This is a genomic window from Actinomadura geliboluensis (assembly GCF_005889745.1).
Classification (GTDB): Bacteria; Actinomycetota; Actinomycetes; order Streptosporangiales; family Streptosporangiaceae; genus Spirillospora; species Spirillospora geliboluensis.
The window spans coordinates 23,829-41,975 of sequence record NZ_VCKZ01000021.1 but is presented as its reverse complement, the minus strand read 5'-3'; the positions used below and the strand labels follow the sequence as shown (position 1 = coordinate 41,975).

Below are 18,147 nucleotides of genomic sequence, written 5' to 3'. Positions count from 1 at the left end.
GTCTCACCCCTCCTCCTCGGCCAGGGCAACACCCCGCTCTACCTCGGCCACCGGGTGCGGTTCGCCACCGCCTCCCAACGCCAGATCCTGGAGACCCTGTATTCCACCTGTGCGGTGCAGGGATGCGAAGTGCCCGGGACACTGTGCGAAGTCGACCACGTCCACGGCTGGGCCCTCGGCCACAGCCCCACCGACATCGACAAGCTTGCGCTCACCTGCGGGTGGCACAACCGGTACAAACACAGCAACGCCGATCGGCTCCATATCACCAAGGCACAGGACGGCCGCTACACCTACCGCCTCCACCCACCCGGGGCCGAGCCCCTCCACAAGCTAAGACGCCCACCACCCACATGGCCCCAGGCCGCCTGATCAACAGACCGACGCCCACGCGGGCGGTGCCCCACGCGATTCGTGCGGAGCACTCCTCACCCGCGTCCCCTAGCTCGATCGCCAATGTGCCGGACAAGCCCGCGCTCACTCGCAAGAGACCGGTCCGCTCATGCACGGATTCAGCCGATCGAGCAGCCGTCCGACGGCGATGATGTCGGCCGTCAGGGCGCCGATCAACGCACCCGTCGGACGAACCCTGAGCTGCTGATCGTGATCTTGTAGGTGGGGCTGGGGTCTGGCGGTCGGATCGATATCGGATCGCGTGACGTGGCCGGCCGCTGGCACGCTGCCCCCCATGGATCATGCGGAAGTGCTGCTCATCGGAGGACGAGCTGGTGTCGGCAAGACGACGGTGGGGTGGGAGGTCTCGGCGCTGCTGCGCTCCGAGGCGGTCGCTCACGCGATCATCGATGGCGACTTCATGGGGCAGGTGCATCCGGCGCCGGCGGGAGATCCTCACCGCGAGGAGATCACCGAGAGCAACCTGACTGCCGTGTGGGCGAACTTCGCCCAGCGCGGCTACCGACGCCTGATCTATACGAACACCATGAGCGTGCTGCCAGAGGCGACGGGCATGTTCGAGCGTGCCATGGGGGCCGGAGTGGGGATCATACGGGTCCTCCTCACCGCCTCCGATGCCACCGCCCGCGAGCGGCTGGTGGGCCGGGAGCTCGGCTCAGAGCTGGAGCAGGAGTTGGAGGGAAGTGTCCGCAAGGCACGGCTCCTGGACCAGCGGGCCCCCGCGGAGACCGTGCGAGTGGCGACGGACGGACGGCTCGTCGTGGACATCGCGCGTGAGGTAGTCGCCGCCACTGGTTGGGCCGGGCCTCACTTCGCCCACAGATCGTGATCGTGTTGGTGGGCTGGTCCGGGAACCGGCGCGCATGCGCGCTCGGCCTGGTTCACGCCGGCGTGAGGGCGCGGAGTTCGCGGGCTGCGGGTAGGGCCTGTGCTTGGGCGGGGAGGGTGCGCAGGATCTGGCCGGTCATGCGCCGTCGCGCCGGGCTCAGCGGTAGTTCTTGAAGGGTCGCCAGTGTGCGGTCGAGTCCCGTGTCGACCTCGCGGCTTGTGATCATGCCCATCGCGTCGATCATCTTGAGGTTGGCGACCGGGCCGAGAGTGCCGGGCGGGTAGAGCGCCAGGGCGTCGTCCACCGCCTTCCGCGCGCGGGCGTCACCGAGCAGGGTGTAGACGTACGCCTCGTTCCAGCGGAAACGGGCTTCGCTCCATCCGAAGGTGGCCGGGTCGCTCGTCACAGAGTTCGGCAGGTTCTCGAAGACCTCTGAGAGTTCGTGCATCGTCCGGCGAGCCGTGGCCTTGTCGCCGTGCTCTGCGGCAAGGCTGGCGCGCACGGCGTAGGCCCTCGGTAGCCCGCCGTTGGGCGTTCCACCCGAAATTCGTATGGCCTCTGTGGTGCGAGCGCTGATCTCCTGCGGTGAGAGCCCGAACCAGAATGCCTCTTCGGCTTCCCGTGCCCGCACCCATACCCTCAGGTCGCGATCGCCGGACGCGTCGGCGGCTCGGCGGGCCGTGCCCCACGTCAGGCGGGCGCCCCTGCGGTTTCCGATGTCGCCGAACTCGATGGCCAGAAGAGCGGAAAGGCCCGCGCTGACGCGAAGCAAGTCCGCCCGCTGCGCGTCGTCGCGCTTGAGCAGTTCCCCGACGCCGATGATGTCGGCGGTCAGATCGTTGATCAGCGAGCCGACCGGCTGCCGGTTGATCAGGAAACCGTACTCACGTACCGCGCTCTCCCATTCATCGATGTCGACCGGCCGGTCCAGGGCGCGGTCGATGCCGGCGAGGATTTCTTCCAGGGTTCCCGGTGGGACGGCGGCCCCGGCGCCCAGGGCGGCGATCAGCTGGAGTGCGGCGCGACGCTTCACGAACTCGTCCCCATCGTCCGAAACAAGTCTCGGGCTACGAGTACCCGCCCAAGATGACCGAAGACTCCCTCGGCGCCGCATGGAGCAGGGACTTGAGGTTGTACTTCCCTTACCCCGTTCGAGGACGGTCTGCCGGGTCCACGACGAATGTGCCGCGACCGACCACGCCTCGGACGACGCCTTTCTCGCGCAGGACGCCCAGCGCCTCGACCGCCGTCCGGCGCGACACTCCGAACTCATCGGAAAGGGCGGCCGAACTCGGCACGCGCCGTCCCGGCTGGTAGACGCCGTCTTCGATGCGTCGCTCTATCTCGGCGGCCACCTGCCGATACAGCGGCTCGGGGCCGTCCAGATCGACTCCCGTCATGATCAAACCCTAGCCAGCCCAGGTCAATGCCTCTCATCTCGGGCATGCCCTGCGCAGGTCTGCGCAACTGACGTACAGTCATCGCATGAGCACGCGACGCATGCGCCAGGTCGGCGCCGATGAACGTGGCAGCAACCTCCCCAGCGCCCGGTTGACCGCTGCGCGGACGTACAGGTGGCCGCTTGGGGAGCGGGCGCCGGGGGCTGCGCGGCGGGCGGTGCGGGCGGCGCTGGCCGGGTGGGGTGTCGCGGAGTGCGACATCGACGTGGCGGAGCTGCTGACGTCCGAGGTCGTCACCAACGCCGTCCGGCATGGGCGGGTGAGCGGCGTCGTCAAGGTGCGGGTGCGGGTGATGGACGGGCGGCTGCGGGTGGACGTGACCGATCCGGAGCCGGGGCTGCCCCGTGTCATGGCCGCGTCCGACACCGATGAGGGGCATCGCGGCATGGCGATCGTCGCGGGGTGCGCCGATGCGTGGGGCTGGTACCCGGTGGCGGGTGGCAAGAGTGTGTGGTGGACGCAGGTGCTCGACGGCGGCAGCGGGCGGGGGTGCGCAACGAAGAGCCGTCCAAGGGGGTGAAGACGCAACGAAGTGGCAGGTCATCGCAATGTTGGCGCATTGGATCGCGCGGCGTTGCTTCCTAGGCTTCCGGTTGAGTGATCCCCCTTCGGACGTCCTTGGAGACACGTATGACCGTCATGCCGGCAATGGAGCCGAGCACCGTCCGGACCGCGCTGCGGCGGCACTTCCTGATGTGCCGGCCCGAGCACTTCGCCGTGACCTACGCGATCAACCCCTGGATGGATCCGGCGGCCGGGGCCGACGCGGCGCGGGCCGTCGAGCAGTGGGAGGGCCTGCGGGCGGCGTATCTGTCGCTCGGGCACGAGGTGAGCCTGATCGACCCGGTCGCGGGGCTGCCGGACATGGTGTTCGCGGCGAACGGCGCGCTGGTCGTCGGGGGGCGGGTGTACGGGGCGAAGTTCACGCATCCGGAGCGGCACGCGGAGGGGCCCGCGTACGCGAACTGGATGCGGGAGAACGGGTTCGCGGAGGTGCTGGAGCCCCGGCACACCAATGAGGGCGAGGGCGACTTCCTCACGCTCGACGACGTGATCCTGGCGGGGACGGGGTTCCGGACGGACGTGGCCGCCCACCAGGAGGCGCAGGAGTTCCTCGGGCGGCCCGTGGTGACGCTCCGGCTCGTCGACCCGCGCTTCTACCACCTGGACACGGCACTGTTCCCGCTCGGCGGCGGCAACGTCGCCTACTACCCCGGCGCGTTCTCGCCGGGCAGCCGGGCGGTGCTGGAGCGGCTGTTCCCGGACGCGATCATCGCGGGCGAGGACGACGCGGCCGTGCTGGGGCTGAACGCGGTGTGCGACGGCCGCAACGTCGTCATCAACGCCGAGGCGACCGGGTTGATCCGGACGCTGGAGACGCACGGCTACGAGCCCGTTCCGGTTGATCTGTCCGAGCTGCGCAAGGCGGGCGGCGGGCCGAAGTGCTGCACGCTGGAGCTGCGCGGCTGAGCGCGGTGCCGGCCCCGGGGGTCAGCTCCGGGGCCGGCGGCGCGTGGGCAGGCCGAGGTGGCGGCGGGCCAGGGTCCGGGTGCGCAGGACGCCGGCGACGCCGATCGCCCAGATGCCGATCTGGACGGTCCACGCGGCCCGGAACGCCTCGGGCGTGAACTCGCCGTCGGGTGACAGGGCGTCCAGGACGATGCCGATCAGCAGGATCGTGACGAGGGACGCGACGAAGCCGCCCACGTTGACGATGCCGGTGGCGGTGCCCTGCCGGCCGGGCGGGTTGAACGTGCGGGCGTAGTCGAAGCCGATCATGGAGCCGGGGCCGCCGGGCGCGACGCACAGGACGAGCAGGACGAGCAGCCAGGCGGGGGCGGGCGGCGGCCAGGCGAGGACCGCCGCCCAGGCCGCGACGTTCATCCCGACGATGCCGAGGACGAGCCAGGAGCGGCGCAGCGGGTAGCGGGCGACGAGCCGTCCGATGAACGGCCCGGAGATGACGTTGACCAGCACGAACAGCGTCAGGAGGGTGGACGCGGCGGCCGGTTTCATGCCCTGGCCCGACACCAGGTACGGGTAGCCCCACATGAGCGCGAAGGTGTTGGACGAGAACTGCGTCACGAAGTGCGACCAGAGGCCGAGGCGGGTGCCGGGGTGGCGCCAGGCTTCGACGAGGTTGGTGCCGGTCTCGCGGAGGGTGGGGACGTCGGCGCGGCCGGGTCCGTCCCGCAGGAAGGCGATGGACAGCACCGCCATGAGGACGCCGAGGGCGGCGGCCGATCCGAAGGCGGTGGTCCAGCCGGGGCCGTGCAGGAGCGCGACGAGCGGGATGGCGCTGAGCACCTGGCCGAGCTGCCCGAGCTGCCCGGTGAGCTGGGTGACGACGGGGACGTACCGTCCGGGGAACCAGGTCGCGACGATGCCGAGGACGCTGATGAACGTCATCGCGTCGCCCGCGCCGACCATGACGCGGGCGGCGACGGCCGTGCCGATGCCGGTGGACACGGCCATGAGCGCCTGCCCGCCGGCCATGAGCAGCGCGCCGCCGGCGACCATCCGGCGCGGGCCGACGCGGTCGAGCAGCAGGCCCACGGGGACCTGCAGGCCCGCGTAGACGAGCAACTGCAGGACGGTGAAGGACGCGAGGATCCCGGCGGACGCGTCGAACCGGTGGACCGCGTCCAGGCCGACGACGCCGAACGATGTGCGGTGCAGGACCGCGACCGCGTAGGCGAGGACGCCGATGCTCCACAGCACCCACGCCACGGGGGCGGCCTTACGGCGTTCTGGGCATTCCTGGGGAGGTTGGGCGGTCTGCACGGATACCCAATTTATGTCACTTCTGTCGGGGTCTTGCCCGCAGGTGCATGCGCTCCCCCTGCGGCCCGAACAGGCTGAGCACCTCGGCCGGGCCGCCCGCGCCGCCGAACCAGTGCGGCAGCCGGGTGTCGAACTCGGCGGCCTCCCCCGGCTCCAGGATCATGTCGCGGCCGGCGAGGTGGAGGCGCAGCCGCCCGTTCAGCACGTACAGCCAGTCGTAGCCCTCGTGCGTCTGCGGCTCGTCCGTCCAGCGGCGCTCCGGGACGATCATCTTGAACGCCTGCAGCCCGCCGGGCCGCCGGGTCAGCGGCAGCACGGTCATGTCGCCCATCTTCTTCGGGCGCGGCCTGATCCGCGGGTCGCCGACGGCGGGCGCGCCGACCAGCTCGTCCAGCGGGACGCCGTGCGCCTGCGCGAGCGGCAGCAGCAGTTCCAGGCTCGGCCGCCGCTTGCCCGACTCCAGCCGCGACAGCGTGCTCACCGAGATGCCGGTGGCCTCGGCGAGCGCGGTCAGCGTGATGTCGCGCTCCTGCCGCAGCCTGCGCAGCCGCGGTCCGACTCCGGCGAGGACGTCCTCGGTCGTCTCCATGGCTCTATTGCAGAATCGGCAAAGAAGTTTGTCAATCCGGGGAGGGTCGCGCATGCTCGCGGCATGGCTGAGAACAGGGAACGAGAAGTACTGGTCATCGGGGGCGGCCCGGCGGGGCTGAGCGCCGCGCTCGTGCTGTCCCGCGCCCGCCGGGACGTCACCGTGATCGACGCGGGCGAGCCGCGCAACGCGGGGGTCGCGCACATGCAGGGGTTCTTCACCCGGGACGGCATGCCGCCCGCGCAGCTGCTGGAGACCGGCCGCACCGAGGTGCGCGGCTACGGCGGCGAGATCATGTCCGGGACGGTCGAGCGCGCCGCCGGGAACGCGGCCGACGGCTTCGTCCTGACCCTGGCGGACGGCAAGCGACTGCGGGGCCGCCGCCTGCTGGTCACCACCGGCGTCACCGACGTGCTGCCGGACGTCCCCGGTCTCCAGGAGCGGTGGGGGCGCGAGGTGCAGATGTGCCCGTACTGCCACGGCTGGGAGGTCCGCGACAAGCGGATCGTGGTGCTGGCGACGTCGCCGAACTCCGTCCACCAGGCGTCGCTGCTGCGGCAGTGGTCGCCGGACGTGACGTTCCTCGCGGCCGAGGCCCCGGCCGGCGACGACGCGGCCCGGCTCGGCGCGCGCGGCGTCCGCGTCGTGGAGGGCGAGGCGCGGCGGCTCGTCGTCGAGAACGACCGGGTGACCGGGTTCGAGCTGGCGGACGGCTCCGTGCTCGGCGCCGACGCCGTGTTCCTCGCGCCGACGTGGGTCGCCAAGGACGGCCCGCTGACCGACCTCGGCTGCGAGATCGGCGACGACGGCTTCGTGAAGGTGGACACCACCGGCCGGACCAGCGTCCCCGGCGTGTGGGCGGCGGGCAACGTCACCTCCCCGGGAGGCCAGGTCATCATCGCGGCGTCCGCCGGCTCCATGGCCGCCGCGATGGTCAACGCCGACCTCATCGAGGACGACGTGGCGCGCAAGCTCGCCGCCTGACGCCTGGGCACGGGGCCCGGGGCGCGGCCTAGGGTGAGGCGGGTGGACGAGCGGGTGTGGCGGGAGCAGCGGGCCGTGCTGAACGCCGCGCGCGGCCGGTTCGGCGAGGTCGCGAGCGGCCTCTATCCGGACACGCCGCGCGTCGCCGGGACGCCGCTGCTCTGCACGGACGGCTGGATCCCCGACAAGCCGGTCCCGCTGGGCGACGTCCGGTTGGAGTGGGAGGAGCGGCCCGCCCCACCGGCCGTCGCCGACCCGTCCGACGGGCTGCCCGCCGGCTACCGGACGTACGCCGAGGCCATGGCCGCCCTCGCCCCGCCCAAGGTCTTCGAGGACCGCCCGTCCTACCGGCTGCTCGACGTCCGCCTCCCCGTCCTGCGCTTCGGGCCCGCCCGCTACTTCGACGGCGTGAACGTGGGCGAGTCCGCCGCGCACGAGCTCGCCGCCGGGACGGACGGCCTCCCGCTCCGCACCCGCGTCGGCGACCCGTGCGACCTCACCCGCCGTCCCGTCCTCTGCGCGATCACCACACTGACCGTGACGACGTCCGGCTCCTACGTGCTGCACTGGCGCGACCCGGCGAAGGTGGCGCACGCGGGCGGGCTGCACCAGGTGATGCCGGTCGGCGTCTTCCAGCCGCTCCGCGACGAGGCGCCCGACCTGTGGGAGTGCATGGTCCGCGAGTACTCCGAGGAACTCCTCGGGACGGCCGAGGACTACGGCGGCGGCTTCGTCCAGGAGGAGTGGCCCTTCCACCGGGCGATGACCGCCGCCCGCGACGCGGGGCGGCTGCGGCCGTACTTCCTCGGCCTCGGCGTCGACCCGCTGACGTTCGCGCTCGACCTGCTCACGGTCGTCGTCATCGACGCCGGCCTGTTCGGCGACCTGTTCGGCGGGCTGGTCGACGTCAACGAGGAGGGCGCGGTCTCGCTGGCGCCGTTCGACGGGAGCGTCCCGCAGCCGATGCAGCCCGCCGGTGCCGCCGCGCTGGCGCTCGCCCGGCGGCACCGGGAGGCGCTCGGCCTCACTCGCGGCTGAGGGCCTTCAGCTCGTCCAGCGCGTCCACCAGGTGGTCCACGATCTCGGACGGGTCCGGGACGAGGTCGCGGCAGGCGACGATGCCGACGTTGACCTTCCCGTCGTAGGAGAAGACGGTGATGTTCAGCCCGCCGCTGACGTCGGTGACGACGGAGATCGGGTAGTAGCCGAGCACCTTCGCCCCGCACAGGTACAGCGGGAACTGCGGGCCCGGCACGTTCGAGATCATCAGGTTGACCGGGCGCAGCGACAGCGCGGGCGCGGCCTGCAGCGCGAGCTTGGTCACGGCGCCGGCGAGCGGCGCGGGCAGCAGGCCGCTCATCTCCCGCACCCAGCCGCCGGACGTGCGGGTGAACCGCCGCTTGGCGACGTCCAGGTCCTGCCGGACGGCGGTGTACCGCTCGGCCGGGTCCGGGACGTGGGTGGCGAGCGGCGCCGTCATGATCGAGACCTGGTTGCCCGGTTCGGCGACCGCCCCGCGGCGGCGCAGCGACACCGGGACGGCGGCGACGAGCGGGCGGTCCGGCAGGTCGCCGTGCTTGTCGAGCCACTGCCGCAGCGCGGTCGCGCACAGCGCCATGACCACGTCGTTGACGCTGCCGCCGAGCCCGCGCCTGACCTCCTTGATCTCGTCCAGCGGCAGGATGCCGCAGGCGACGGAGCGGCGGCGCCCGATCGGCCGGTTGAACGGGGTCGGCGGCGCGCTGATCCGGGGGGCGTCCGGCATCTCGGGGCGGCGCAGCGCGCCCTGCAGCGCCGACGCCACCAGCCCCACCCCCGGGACGGACGACAGGCCCGGTATGTCGTCGATGTGCGGCGCGGTGCGCGCGACCGACACCGCCGCCCGGACGGGCTGCATCGCGGCCTTGAGCAGCCCGGTGCCGACCATGTCGAACATCCCGGGCGCGCGCGTGGGCGGCGCGTCGTCGGCGGGCACATCGCGCGGCTCGGGCGACAGGTCGAGGAGCGCGGCGAGCGTCTCGGCGGCCATCACCCCGTCGATCGCGGCGTGGTGCACCTTCACGTAGACGGCGGTCAGCCCGCCCTGGAGCCCCTGGATCAGCACCAGCTCCCACAGCGGGCGGGTGCGGTCGAGCGGCTGCTCGTGGAGCATCCCGACGATGTCGGCGAGCTGCCGCGCGGTGCCGGGCGCCGGGAGCCCGATCTCGGTGATGTGCCGCTCGGGGTCGAAGTCGGGGTCGTCCTCCCAGTACGGGTTGTCCAGCCCGAACGGGACCTGGACGAGCCGCTGCCGCAGCGGCCGGGCGGCGAGGTGCGCGCGGTTCCGGATCAGCTCCGCGACGAGCGGAACGCCGAGCCGGCCGCCGGGGCACGCCGCCGGGTCGACGATGCCCAGCCCGGCGATGTGCGCGTGCGTGGTGTCGTTCTCGGCGTGGAGGAAGGTGGCGTCCACGGTGGTCAACTGGCTCATTGCTCGGGTTCCGTCCGCTCGTTGTGCGCCTGCCCTGCCTCTCTAGGAGTTATGCGCTCCCAGACGCCAGGTCAACGTGGTGCGGAAGGAAGCAACAGGGATTTAACGGGGCGTTTCACCCAGTTCATCCGCCATTTTTGGGGTGGCCTGGACAAGATTTTCACCGTCCCCGACCTCATGCGGTCACAAAACTTCACAAAGGCCCCTAACCAGGTGATCCAGCTACGCCGCGGTGATCAGCGCACTAGGCTGGACGGCCATGACGGCACGACCACTCTCGGAGATCGTCGAAGCGGGATGGGCGACCGCGCTGCAGCCCGTCGCCGGGACGATCGCCGCCGCCGGCGACTGGCTGCGCGCCGAGGTCGCCGCCGGCCGCAGGTACCTCCCCGCCGGGAACCTCATCCTGCGCGCGTTCACCCAGCCGTTCGACGACGTCCGCGTCCTCATCGTCGGGCAGGACCCCTACCCGACGCCCGGCCACCCGGTCGGGCTGAGCTTCTCGGTCGCGCCGGACGTCCGCCCGCTGCCCGCGAGCCTCGTCAACATCTTCCGCGAGTACTGCGACGACCTCGGCCACCCCGAGCCGTCCACCGGCGACCTCAGCCCGTGGGCGGAGCGCGGCGTCTGCCTGCTCAACAGGTCGCTGACCGTGATGCCCCGCAAGCCGGGCTCGCACCGCGACAAGGGCTGGGAGCAGGTGACCGAGCAGGCCATCCGCGCCCTCGCCGCGCGCGACCGCCCGCTCGTCGCCATCCTGTGGGGCCGCGACGCCCGCAACCTCAAGCCGATGCTCGGCGACGTCCCCTGCATCGAGTCACCGCACCCGAGCCCCTACTCGGCCGACCGCGGCTTCTTCGGCTCCCGCCCCTTCTCCCGAGCCAACCAACTCCTGGAGAAGCAGGGCGCTCCGCCCTTGGACTGGAAGCTGCCGTAACTCCCAGGGGGGCGACCCCCTGGAACCCCCGTCACGACGCAGGCGATCCTCACGCCGCCGTTGCGGACTGTCGTGCCCGTGCGGGCGTGCGCGGCGTCGCTGCGGTCGCCTGCGTCGGCGGGCATGCCCGCTCCGCTCGCCGGCGCTCGCTCCGCGTGCCTGCCCGTGGCCGGTGGCTCAGCCCTCGTCGGGGAGGTGGCGGAGGAGGGTGGCGAATTCGCCGGTGCCCTCCGTGGGGGCGTCGGCGGCCAGCGGGGTCAGGCGGCGTTCGCCGTGGCTCCAGTAGACGCCGGGCGCGCACGGGTCGTCGGCGCCGTGGTGCATCTCGCGGACGACGTCCGCGAACACCGGCAGCACCTCGCGGACGGCCGTGGACGTGATCGGGTACAGCAGCAGCGTGCTGTGGCACGGGACGCCGACCAGGGCGCCGTGCTCGTTCGGCCACGGCAGGAACTGGTCGACCTCGCTGAGCAGCGCCGACACGTAGCGGCTGCCGGGCTTGGTGACCACGCGGACGTCGCGCCCGGGCAGCAGCGGCTGGTCGTGGACGGAGACGTCCGCCAGCTCCCGGTCATGGGTGTTCGTCATCACGTAGCCGAGTTTGTGCAGGCCGAGCAGCCCCGCGCGGGCCTTCGTGAGCGGGCCGCCGTAGCGCGGGTGCTCTATCATCACGACCGCGTCGAAGTGGTCGCCGGCCGGGACGACGACGAGGCCCTCCCGGTCGCTCGGCGCGAGCTTCGGCACGATCCGCAGCCGCAGCAGCTCGCGGACGTCGCCGAACAGCTCCATCTCGCCGATCGCCAGGAACGCGCGGTCGCCGACCTCCCGGACCCACTCGTCCACGACCCGGGGCCACGCCGAGCGCGGCGCGCGGGCGCACCGCTCCAGGACCGTCCAGCTGGAGGCCCGTGCCTCGGAGCGGCCGACGGGGAGCACCACTTCGGAGGTGCCGGGGTCGAACCAGGCGCTGGGCGCCAGGGCGGGCAGCACGTCGCGGATGAGCGCGTGCACGTCCGCCGCCGCGTCCAACGGTTCCATCAAAGCTCATCCTCCCTCAGCCGTCGGCGGATCACGTCTCCCCCCAACCTTCTCAGAGTTCGGCCCCGTTGTGTGATCCATCGCGATGACCGCCGACCACTCGCTGATCATGGGCTGCTCAAGTACGGTGCCTACATGCGCGAACTCGTCTACCCACCGGTGATCAAGACGGCTGTCGGTGTGTTCAAAGCCCTGAACATCAAGTTCCGTCTGGAGGGGACCGACCAGATCCCCAGCACCGGCGGCGCCGTGCTCGTCAGCAACCACGTGAGCTACCTCGACTTCATCTTCGCCGGCCTCGCCGCCCACCCGGCGAAGCGGCTGGTGCGGTTCATGGCGAAGAAGGAGATCTTCGACAACCGCGTCGCGGGGCCGCTCATGCGCGGCATGCACCACATCCCGGTCGACCGGAACGCGGGCGCCTCCTCCTACGCCGCCGCGCTGAAGGCGCTGAAGGGCGGCGAGATCGTCGGCGTCTTCGCGGAGGCGACCATCAGCCGGTCGTTCACGGTGAAGGAGATCAAGAGCGGCGCGGTGCGGATGGCGGTCGCGTCCAAGGTGCCGCTCATCCCCGTCGCGCTGTGGGGCCCGCAGCGCATGTGGACGAAGGGCCGCAAGCGCCGCCTGCTGCAGCGCAACATCCCGGTGACGATCCTCGTCGGCGAGCCGATGTACCCCAAGCGCGGCGACGACTACGAGGCGGTCACGCAGGAGCTGCACCGCCGCATGTCGGAGCTGCTGGAGAAGGCGCAGCGCGAGTACCCCGACGTCCCGCGCTCGGACGAGACGTGGTGGCAGCCCGCCTACCTCGGCGGGTCGGCGCCGACGCCGGAGGAGGCCGAGAAGCTCGACCTCGAGGAGGCCGAGGCGCGCAAGGCCGCCCGCGAGGCCGAGGAGGCCGGCGGCGCCTGACCCGCCCTAATTCGTTGGACGCGGCGCACCGCGCGGCGTGATCATCTCTGCATGACCATGTCGCAGGAGAGGCCGCAGGAGGTCCTGCATCTGATCGAGCCCCTGGAGAACCCCACCGACCTAGGGGCGGAGTCCGCGCTGCCCGTGGTCTTCAACCTCTCCGACAACAACTCACCGGCCGACGTCATGGACGTGCTGTCGCTGCGCCCGTTCGCGTCCGGCGAGCAGCCGTGGTCGCGGTCGACGCGGCTGGAGCACGTGAAGGCGGACGCTCCGCTGCGCCCGGACGGCGCCCGGCTCGTCCGGGTCGCGCACGAGAAGGGCAAGGAGTCGGTCCTCGCCGAGGGCGACGGCTGGACGCTGCTGACGAACCGCTGGAAGAGCGGCGTCGCCTACCTGGCGGTCTCGGCGGTCACCGACGAGCTGGCCGAGGAGATCCTGGACGCGTCCGTGAAGGACGCGACCGAGCCGCCGAAGACCGACGACACCAGTGTCGAGATGGGCTTCTGGCACATGGGGTCGCACGGCCCGGTCCGCAGCGAGCGCGCCATCACGGCGGACGCGTGGGCGGACATCCGCGGCAACTACACCGCGCCGGTCGCCGAGTCGCTCGACGCGGTGATGGATCTCACCCGCGACGACGTCGCGGGCCGGCTGCTGCTCCTGCACGGCCCGCCCGGCACCGGCAAGACGACGGCGCTGCGCGCGCTCGCCCGCGCGTGGGGCGGCTGGTGCCAGGCCGACTGCGTCCTCGACCCGGAGGCGCTGTTCGGCACGCCGAGCTATCTGATGGAGGTCGCGGTCGGCGACGACGAGGACGAGAACCGCCGCTGGCGGCTGCTCATCCTGGAGGACTGCGACGAGCTGATCCGCGGCGAGGCCAAGCAGTCGACGGGCCAGGGCCTGTCGCGCCTGCTCAACCTCACCGACGGGATGCTCGGGCAGGGCCGGGACGTCCTCGTCGCGATCACCACCAACGAGGACCTGGCGATGCTGCACCCGGCCGTCGTCCGGCCGGGCCGCTGCCTCGCCCAGATCGAGGTGGGCCGCCTCACCCGCGCCGAGGCCCTCACCTGGCTGGACGGCTCCGACGCCGATCCCGCCGAGATCGGCGCGGACGGCGCGACCCTCGCCGAGCTGGCGGCCCTCCGCAAGGGCGAGAAGCGCCCGGAGAACCAGCAGGCCCCGGGCACGGCGACCGGCTTCTACCTCTAGGCGCCGGCCTTCTCCAGGGCCTGGGTGATGTCGGCCCAGAGGTCGTCGGGGTGCTCCAGGCCGACCGCCAGGCGGACGAGTCCTTCGGCGATGCTGGCGGCGGCGAGGGACGGGGCGTCCATCTGGCGGTGGGACGTGCTCGCCGGGTGCATCACCAGCGTCGCGATGTTGCCGAGGGACGGGCCGAGCGAGATCAGTTCGACGGCCTCGGAGAACACGCGGCCCGCGTCGCGGCCGCCGGCGAGTTCGAAGGACAGGACGCCGCCGGCGCCGTCCGGGAGGAGGCGCCGGGCCACCTCGTGCTGCGGGTGGTCCGGCAGCCCCGGGTAGTGGACGCGGGTGACGGCCGGGTGCGCGGCCAGGCGGCCCGCGAGGTCGAGGGCGGAGGCGCTCTGCCGCGCGACGCGCATCGGCATGGTGGCGAGGCCGCGGACGGTCAGCCAGGCGGCGTGCGGGTCGGCGGTGGAGCCGATCTCGATGGCGTGGTCCCAGACCCGCTGGTGGACGGACGGGTCGGCGAAGACGGCGACGCCGCCGATGATGTCGCCGTGCCCGCTGAGGTACTTGGTCGCGGAGTGGACGACGATGTCGGCGCCGTGCGCGATGGGCTTGCACAGCAGCGGCGCGAAGGTGTTGTCGACGACGGTCAGCACGTCGGTGCCTTCGACGGCGGCGGTGAGGGCGGGCAGGTCCGTGACGTGCGTGGTGGGGTTGGCGACCGTCTCCAGGTAGAGGAGGCGCGTCTCGGGCCGCAGCGCGTCGCGTACTTCGGCGGGGTCGTCGCCGGGGATGAAGGTGACGTCCACGCCCCAGCGCTCGGCAAGGTCGTGCAGGAGCGCGTAGGTGCCGCCGTAGAGGGCGGTCTGGGCGATGACGTGGTCGCCGCTGCGGAGCAGGCCCATCAGGACCGCGTTGACCGCGCCCATGCCGGACGCGGTGGCGAGCGCCCCGGAGCCCCCTTCGAGTTCGGCGGCGGCGTGTTCGAGGGAGCGGACGGTCGGGTTGCCCATCCGGGCGTAGAAGAACGCCTCGTCCGGCCCGGCGAAGGCGGCGGCCAGGTCGCCGGCGGAGTCGAAGGCGAACAGGTGGCCCTGGTAGATCGGGACGGCGAGCGGTCGGCTGCCCTCCGGCGTGATCACGGGCGGGTGGACGGCGCGGGTCTGCGGGTGGTGTCCGGTCATGCCTCCAGCCTGCGGCGGGATCCGGCGTGCCGGAACGGCCAATTTCGACCAGTGGCCCGGACCACGCCCCCCGGCGTGCTCCGCGGCGCCGGACCACCGGCCCGGCCGGGGACGCCCGGCGCCCTGTGCCGGTACGGTTCCCGCCGCCGGACCCGCCCACCCCGCGAGGGCCGGCCGGCGATCGGGATCGTCCCGGACAAAAGTGCCTTTCTGGGCGTCTCCCGGCCGGAGACCCGAGCATCACCCGGAAGAGCACCCCGGCGCCATCCGGGAGATCACCGCCACTTCGCGGCGCGCGGCCCCTACGTGGTGGGGGTCAGCCCCGGGCCGCGCGGGCGAACAGCCGCCGGTAGACGCGGCGGAGGCCGTGGATATCACTGACAGGCTCGGCGAACGCCACCCGCACGTCGAACGTCGGCGGCACGTGCGGCGCGTGCGACGAGACGCGCACCCACATGCCGTACCGGTCGAGCGCCAGCGGCCGGACCTGCCCGGACGGGACGGATTCCGGCAGCAGCCCGGCCAGCTCGCCGCGGTGCGCGGAGTCCAGATGGGTGAGGACGCCCGCCTCGATCGCGACGAACGGGTCCGGCGCGGCGGCGGCGTACTCCTCGGGTTCGAGGGTGGCGCTGCCCCAGGCGTCCTCGATCTCGACCTGCGCGACGTCGAGCGCGAGGACCGTCCACTCCCGGCCATCGCCGCCGAGGTCGAGCAGTTCCGGGCGCGGGTGGACGTGGGAGAGCCGCAGCGCGGCGGCGCGCCGCTCGCCGGCGGGGAGCTCGGAGAGCCAGCCGTGCAGCCAGGCCCGGCCGCGCACCCGGTCGGGGAACGCGACCGGCGCGACGTCGGAGATCCGGAGCGTGGCGGGCACGTCGTCGGGTTCGGCGGCGAGCGCGGCGACGATCGGCGCGGCGGCGGGGACGAGCAGCAGCGGCCGCCCGCCGCGGTCGGTGGTGTGCGCCGGGACGGGCGTGTCCGGGACCCCCGGCGTCGCGAGGACGCCGCCCGCGATGCCGTAGGAGAGGGTCCGGGCCCGCTCGGCGGGCGCCGGCCCGCCCTCCACCATGGTCTCCGCTCGCCGCACCGCTGCCTCCTTGACGTACGAGGTTAGGCTTACCTAACTTAGGTTCACCTAACCACTAAGGAGCGTGATGAACAACCCCCGTCCGAAGGTGCGGCTCTCGCGGGCCCTCGGGATCCCGCTGACGCCGAAGAGCGTGAAGTACTTCGAGGCGCGCCCCTACCCGCCCGGCGTGCACGGCCGCGCGCGCAAGCAGGAGACCGACTACAAGGTGCGGCTCCGCGAGAAGCAGCGGCTCCGGGCGCAGTACAACATCCGCGAGGCGCAGCTCCGCAACGCCTTCGACAAGGCCGCGGCGGCGGGCGTCAAGACCGGCGAGGCCCTGCTCACCGACCTGGAGTGCCGGCTGGACGCGCTGGTCCTGCGGTCCGGGTTCGCTCGCACCATCTACCAGGCGCGGCAGTTCGTCGTGCACCGGCACGTGCTGGTGAACGGCCGCCGCGTCGACCGCCCGTCCTACCGGCTCCGGCCCGGCGACGTCATCACGATCGCCGAGCGCAGCCGCGGCATGGACGCGTTCCAGATCGCCGCGGCGGGCGGCCACGCCGAGACCGTCCCGCCCTACCTGGACGTCCGGCACGAGGCGCTCGCCGCGCAGCTCGTCCGGCGGCCCGAGCGCGCCGAGATCCCCGTCGTCTGCGACGAGCAGCTCGTCGTCGAGTACTACTCGCGCTGAGCAGCTAGCGGAGGTCTCCGAGTTCTTCGCGGGACGTGGTGCGCAGGGTGCGCAGGGCGTCCACCAGGACGCGGCGCTGCTCCTCGGTGAGGGGGCCGGTGAAGTGCTCGCGCAGCGTCTCGGCGTGGACGCGCAGAGCCTCGTCCAGCTTCGCGCGGCCCGCCTCCGTGAGCCCGACGAGCTGCCGCCGCCGGTCGCCGGGGGCCGGTTCGCGGCGGACGAGGCCGGCGTCCTCCATCCGGTCGATGATGCGGGTCATGCCGCCGCTGGTCAGGATCAGGTCGCCGGCCAGGCCGCCCATCGACCGGGGGCACTCCCCCGCCGTGCCGGACAGCCGCAGCAGCACCTCGAAGACGGCGTGCTTGATGCCGCAGCGGCGCTCCAGCTCCCGGCCCGCGATCCGCTCCAGCGCGGACGCCGCGCCGAGCAGCGCGCCGAACTCGTGCACCACGTCGTCCGCGACGACCGTCCCCTGCCCGCTCTGCTCCGCCACCGTCGCCATGATGCCCCGCCTTCCCCGTCGGTCCTATCGGACAACATGAAGGCGCCCCGCACGCTTCCGTGCGGGGCGCCTGTGGCCGATGTCAGTTCTTCGGCTTCTCGGTCTTGCCCGGCTTCGGCGACTGCGTCGCCCCGCCGCTGGGCACGCCGGGGATCTGCCCCTGCTGCTGGTTCCGGTTCTGGTCGTTGATGCCGGACGGGTACTGCTGGGTGATCTTCCACTTGCCGTCGATCTTGCTGAGGGAGAGCCGCAGCAGCGTCGCGGGCTGGTTGATCGTGCCGTCCTTGGTCTTCAGCGCCATGTCCATCATGAGCACGGCGGTGGCGAACTTGCCGTTGACGCTGCCGACGAAGACCTGGTTGGTCTTGGACGTCAGCGCCACCTGCGGGTCGGCCTGGAACGCGCTGGCCACGGTCGGCACCGTGTTCTTCTTGTAGTCGTCCAGCATGTCGCCGGCCAGCAGCTTGATCGCCTTGTCGGTCTGCGTCTGGTAGTTCGTCGGGTTGTAGTTGTACGCGACGTCCCCGTAGGCGGACGCGACGTCGCCGATGGCGTCCCGCTCGTCCTGCTCGGACGACAGCGAGCTCGCGCTCGTCCACTTCCAGATCGCCAGGCTCGCCAGCAGCGCGACGAGGACCACGAACACGACGGTCGGCACGAGCGGCAGCCCGAACAGCCCCGGCCGCGCCGCCGCCCCGGCCGCCGCGTCCTCCGCCGGCTGGGCCGGACGCGGCTTCGGCTTCGGCGCGGCCTTCGCGGCGGGCTTCTCCACCGGCACGGCCTCGGCCTCGGGCTCGGCCTTGGTCTTGGCCGGACGGGCCGGAGCCTCCGCCTCGGCCTCCTCCGCCTGCGCGTCCTCGGCGTCGAGGGCCTCCAGCACCTCGTCCAGGTCCTCGTCGTCGATGACCTCGATGACCCGCACGCGGCGCTTGCGCTTGGCGGCGGGACGCGCCGGAGCGGCCGCGGACTCGGCGGCCTCGGCGGCCTCCGCCCGCTCCTCGGCCGGGACCGCCTCGACCTCGTCGGCCTGGTCCTTGCCGGTCTTGGCTGTCACTTGGGGAACTCCTCGGAAGTT

The 18,147-nt window shown here is 72.4% G+C and carries 20 protein-coding genes; 10 read left to right on the top strand and 10 right to left on the bottom strand.

Annotated elements, in window-relative coordinates; all coding sequences use genetic code 11:
* Together ETD96_RS44430 and ETD96_RS05550 are read left to right on the top strand one after the other, a co-directional pair.
* Positions 1-372: HNH endonuclease signature motif containing protein (locus ETD96_RS44430; RefSeq protein ID WP_171068873.1), on the top strand; the 372-nt coding region annotated here is incomplete at its 5' end.
* Positions 373-688: 316 nt separating this feature from the next.
* Positions 689-1,243 carry an AAA family ATPase gene (locus ETD96_RS05550; protein ID WP_171068872.1) on the top strand — a complete coding sequence of 185 codons (555 nt, stop codon included), beginning with the start codon at positions 689-691 and terminating at the stop codon, positions 1,241-1,243.
* A 52-nt stretch (positions 1,244-1,295) separates the two neighbouring features.
* Here the strand turns inward: ETD96_RS05550 and ETD96_RS05545 are convergent, their stop codons facing one another.
* Together ETD96_RS05545 and ETD96_RS05540 are read right to left on the bottom strand one after the other, a co-directional pair.
* Positions 1,296-2,276 carry an XRE family transcriptional regulator gene (locus ETD96_RS05545; RefSeq protein WP_138635048.1) on the bottom strand — a complete coding sequence of 327 codons (981 nt, stop codon included), beginning with the start codon at positions 2,274-2,276 and terminating at the stop codon, positions 1,296-1,298.
* Positions 2,277-2,385: 109 nt separating this feature from the next.
* Positions 2,386-2,643, bottom strand: coding sequence for a winged helix-turn-helix domain-containing protein (locus ETD96_RS05540; protein ID WP_138635045.1), 258 nt, complete (start codon positions 2,641-2,643; stop codon positions 2,386-2,388).
* Between the two features lie 85 nt (positions 2,644-2,728).
* Here ETD96_RS05540 and ETD96_RS05535 point away from each other — a divergent pair, with 85 nt between their 5' ends.
* Both ETD96_RS05535 and ddaH read left to right on the top strand, forming a co-directional pair.
* Positions 2,729-3,223 (top strand): ATP-binding protein, encoded by a 495-nt coding sequence (locus ETD96_RS05535; RefSeq protein WP_138635042.1) that lies wholly within the window; start codon positions 2,729-2,731, stop codon positions 3,221-3,223.
* A 110-nt stretch (positions 3,224-3,333) separates the two neighbouring features.
* Positions 3,334-4,173, top strand: a complete 840-nt coding sequence (gene ddaH / locus ETD96_RS05530) for a dimethylargininase (RefSeq protein WP_138635039.1) — start codon at positions 3,334-3,336, stop codon at positions 4,171-4,173.
* A 21-nt stretch (positions 4,174-4,194) separates the two neighbouring features.
* Here the strand turns inward: ddaH and ETD96_RS05525 are convergent, their stop codons facing one another.
* The gene (locus ETD96_RS05525; protein ID WP_240807268.1) at positions 4,195-5,433 is read right to left on the bottom strand and encodes an MFS transporter; all 1,239 of its coding nucleotides are present in this window, start codon (positions 5,431-5,433) and stop codon (positions 4,195-4,197) included.
* Between the two features lie 70 nt (positions 5,434-5,503).
* A complete protein-coding gene (locus ETD96_RS05520; RefSeq protein WP_138635036.1) occupies positions 5,504-6,076 on the bottom strand; it encodes a helix-turn-helix domain-containing protein in 573 nt (190 codons plus the stop codon).
* Positions 6,077-6,139: 63 nt separating this feature from the next.
* Between ETD96_RS05520 and ETD96_RS05515 the strand changes: the two genes are divergently transcribed.
* A complete protein-coding gene (locus tag ETD96_RS05515; protein WP_138635033.1) occupies positions 6,140-7,060 on the top strand; it encodes an NAD(P)/FAD-dependent oxidoreductase in 921 nt (306 codons plus the stop codon).
* A 42-nt stretch (positions 7,061-7,102) separates the two neighbouring features.
* On the top strand, positions 7,103-8,098 hold the full coding sequence (locus ETD96_RS05510) for a transcriptional regulator (protein WP_138635030.1): 996 nt from the start codon (positions 7,103-7,105) through the stop codon (positions 8,096-8,098).
* Here ETD96_RS05510 and ETD96_RS05505 read toward each other — a convergent pair.
* Positions 8,085-9,530: a WS/DGAT/MGAT family O-acyltransferase gene (locus tag ETD96_RS05505; protein WP_138635027.1), complete on the bottom strand. Its 1,446-nt coding sequence runs from the start codon at positions 9,528-9,530 to the stop codon at positions 8,085-8,087. The two genes, ETD96_RS05510 and ETD96_RS05505, sit on opposite strands and share 14 nt — an antisense overlap.
* Before the next feature lie 259 nt (positions 9,531-9,789).
* On the opposite strand from ETD96_RS05505, the gene ETD96_RS05500 reads away from it, so the two are divergent.
* A complete protein-coding gene (locus tag ETD96_RS05500; RefSeq protein ID WP_138635024.1) occupies positions 9,790-10,467 on the top strand; it encodes a uracil-DNA glycosylase in 678 nt (225 codons plus the stop codon).
* Between the two features lie 177 nt (positions 10,468-10,644).
* Here the strand turns inward: ETD96_RS05500 and ETD96_RS05495 are convergent, their stop codons facing one another.
* Positions 10,645-11,505 (bottom strand): hypothetical protein, encoded by an 861-nt coding sequence (locus ETD96_RS05495; protein ID WP_138635021.1) that lies wholly within the window; start codon positions 11,503-11,505, stop codon positions 10,645-10,647.
* 135 nt (positions 11,506-11,640) lie between these two features.
* Here ETD96_RS05495 and ETD96_RS05490 point away from each other — a divergent pair, with 135 nt between their 5' ends.
* Together ETD96_RS05490 and ETD96_RS05485 are read left to right on the top strand one after the other, a co-directional pair.
* Positions 11,641-12,417, top strand: coding sequence for a lysophospholipid acyltransferase family protein (locus ETD96_RS05490; RefSeq protein WP_138635018.1), 777 nt, complete (start codon positions 11,641-11,643; stop codon positions 12,415-12,417).
* Between the two features lie 51 nt (positions 12,418-12,468).
* On the top strand, positions 12,469-13,632 hold the full coding sequence (locus ETD96_RS05485; RefSeq protein WP_240807266.1) for a DUF5925 domain-containing protein: 1,164 nt from the start codon (positions 12,469-12,471) through the stop codon (positions 13,630-13,632).
* Here ETD96_RS05485 and ETD96_RS05480 read toward each other — a convergent pair.
* Together ETD96_RS05480 and ETD96_RS05475 are read right to left on the bottom strand one after the other, a co-directional pair.
* On the bottom strand, positions 13,629-14,813 hold the full coding sequence (locus tag ETD96_RS05480; protein WP_138635015.1) for a trans-sulfuration enzyme family protein: 1,185 nt from the start codon (positions 14,811-14,813) through the stop codon (positions 13,629-13,631). The two genes, ETD96_RS05485 and ETD96_RS05480, sit on opposite strands and share 4 nt — an antisense overlap.
* A 316-nt stretch (positions 14,814-15,129) precedes the next feature.
* Entirely contained in the window at positions 15,130-15,897 is a 768-nt protein-coding gene (locus ETD96_RS05475) for a DUF2470 domain-containing protein (protein WP_240807264.1), read from the bottom strand.
* Between the two features lie 67 nt (positions 15,898-15,964).
* On the opposite strand from ETD96_RS05475, the gene rpsD reads away from it, so the two are divergent.
* The gene (gene rpsD / locus ETD96_RS05470; protein ID WP_138635012.1) at positions 15,965-16,570 is read left to right on the top strand and encodes a 30S ribosomal protein S4; all 606 of its coding nucleotides are present in this window, start codon (positions 15,965-15,967) and stop codon (positions 16,568-16,570) included.
* A gap of 4 nt (positions 16,571-16,574) precedes the next feature.
* Here rpsD and ETD96_RS05465 read toward each other — a convergent pair whose 3' ends face one another.
* Both ETD96_RS05465 and ETD96_RS05460 read right to left on the bottom strand, forming a co-directional pair.
* Positions 16,575-17,072: a MarR family winged helix-turn-helix transcriptional regulator gene (locus tag ETD96_RS05465; RefSeq protein ID WP_138635009.1), complete on the bottom strand. Its 498-nt coding sequence runs from the start codon at positions 17,070-17,072 to the stop codon at positions 16,575-16,577.
* A gap of 82 nt (positions 17,073-17,154) precedes the next feature.
* Positions 17,155-18,126, bottom strand: a complete 972-nt coding sequence (locus ETD96_RS05460; RefSeq protein ID WP_138635006.1) for a hypothetical protein — start codon at positions 18,124-18,126, stop codon at positions 17,155-17,157.
* Between the last annotated feature and the right edge of the window lie 21 nt (positions 18,127-18,147).

What these genes read in the sequence shown, in the direction of transcription:
- ETD96_RS05550 (WP_171068872.1), top strand. Translation starts at nt 689, where the DNA reads ATGGATCATGCGGAAGTGCTGCTCATCGGAGGACGAGCTGGTGTCGGC.
- ETD96_RS05540 (WP_138635045.1), bottom strand. Translation starts at nt 2,643, where the DNA reads ATGACGGGAGTCGATCTGGACGGCCCCGAGCCGCTGTATCGGCAGGTG.
- ETD96_RS05535 (WP_138635042.1), top strand. Translation starts at nt 2,729, where the DNA reads ATGAGCACGCGACGCATGCGCCAGGTCGGCGCCGATGAACGTGGCAGC.
- ddaH (WP_138635039.1), top strand. Translation starts at nt 3,334, where the DNA reads ATGACCGTCATGCCGGCAATGGAGCCGAGCACCGTCCGGACCGCGCTG.
- ETD96_RS05520 (WP_138635036.1), bottom strand. Translation starts at nt 6,076, where the DNA reads ATGGAGACGACCGAGGACGTCCTCGCCGGAGTCGGACCGCGGCTGCGC.
- ETD96_RS05515 (WP_138635033.1), top strand. Translation starts at nt 6,140, where the DNA reads ATGGCTGAGAACAGGGAACGAGAAGTACTGGTCATCGGGGGCGGCCCG.
- ETD96_RS05505 (WP_138635027.1), bottom strand. Translation starts at nt 9,530, where the DNA reads ATGAGCCAGTTGACCACCGTGGACGCCACCTTCCTCCACGCCGAGAAC.
- ETD96_RS05500 (WP_138635024.1), top strand. Translation starts at nt 9,790, where the DNA reads ATGACGGCACGACCACTCTCGGAGATCGTCGAAGCGGGATGGGCGACC.
- ETD96_RS05495 (WP_138635021.1), bottom strand. Translation starts at nt 11,505, where the DNA reads ATGGAACCGTTGGACGCGGCGGCGGACGTGCACGCGCTCATCCGCGAC.
- ETD96_RS05490 (WP_138635018.1), top strand. Translation starts at nt 11,641, where the DNA reads ATGCGCGAACTCGTCTACCCACCGGTGATCAAGACGGCTGTCGGTGTG.
- ETD96_RS05485 (WP_240807266.1), top strand. Translation starts at nt 12,469, where the DNA reads ATGACCATGTCGCAGGAGAGGCCGCAGGAGGTCCTGCATCTGATCGAG.
- ETD96_RS05480 (WP_138635015.1), bottom strand. Translation starts at nt 14,813, where the DNA reads ATGACCGGACACCACCCGCAGACCCGCGCCGTCCACCCGCCCGTGATC.
- rpsD (WP_138635012.1), top strand. Translation starts at nt 15,965, where the DNA reads ATGAACAACCCCCGTCCGAAGGTGCGGCTCTCGCGGGCCCTCGGGATC.
- ETD96_RS05465 (WP_138635009.1), bottom strand. Translation starts at nt 17,072, where the DNA reads ATGGCGACGGTGGCGGAGCAGAGCGGGCAGGGGACGGTCGTCGCGGAC.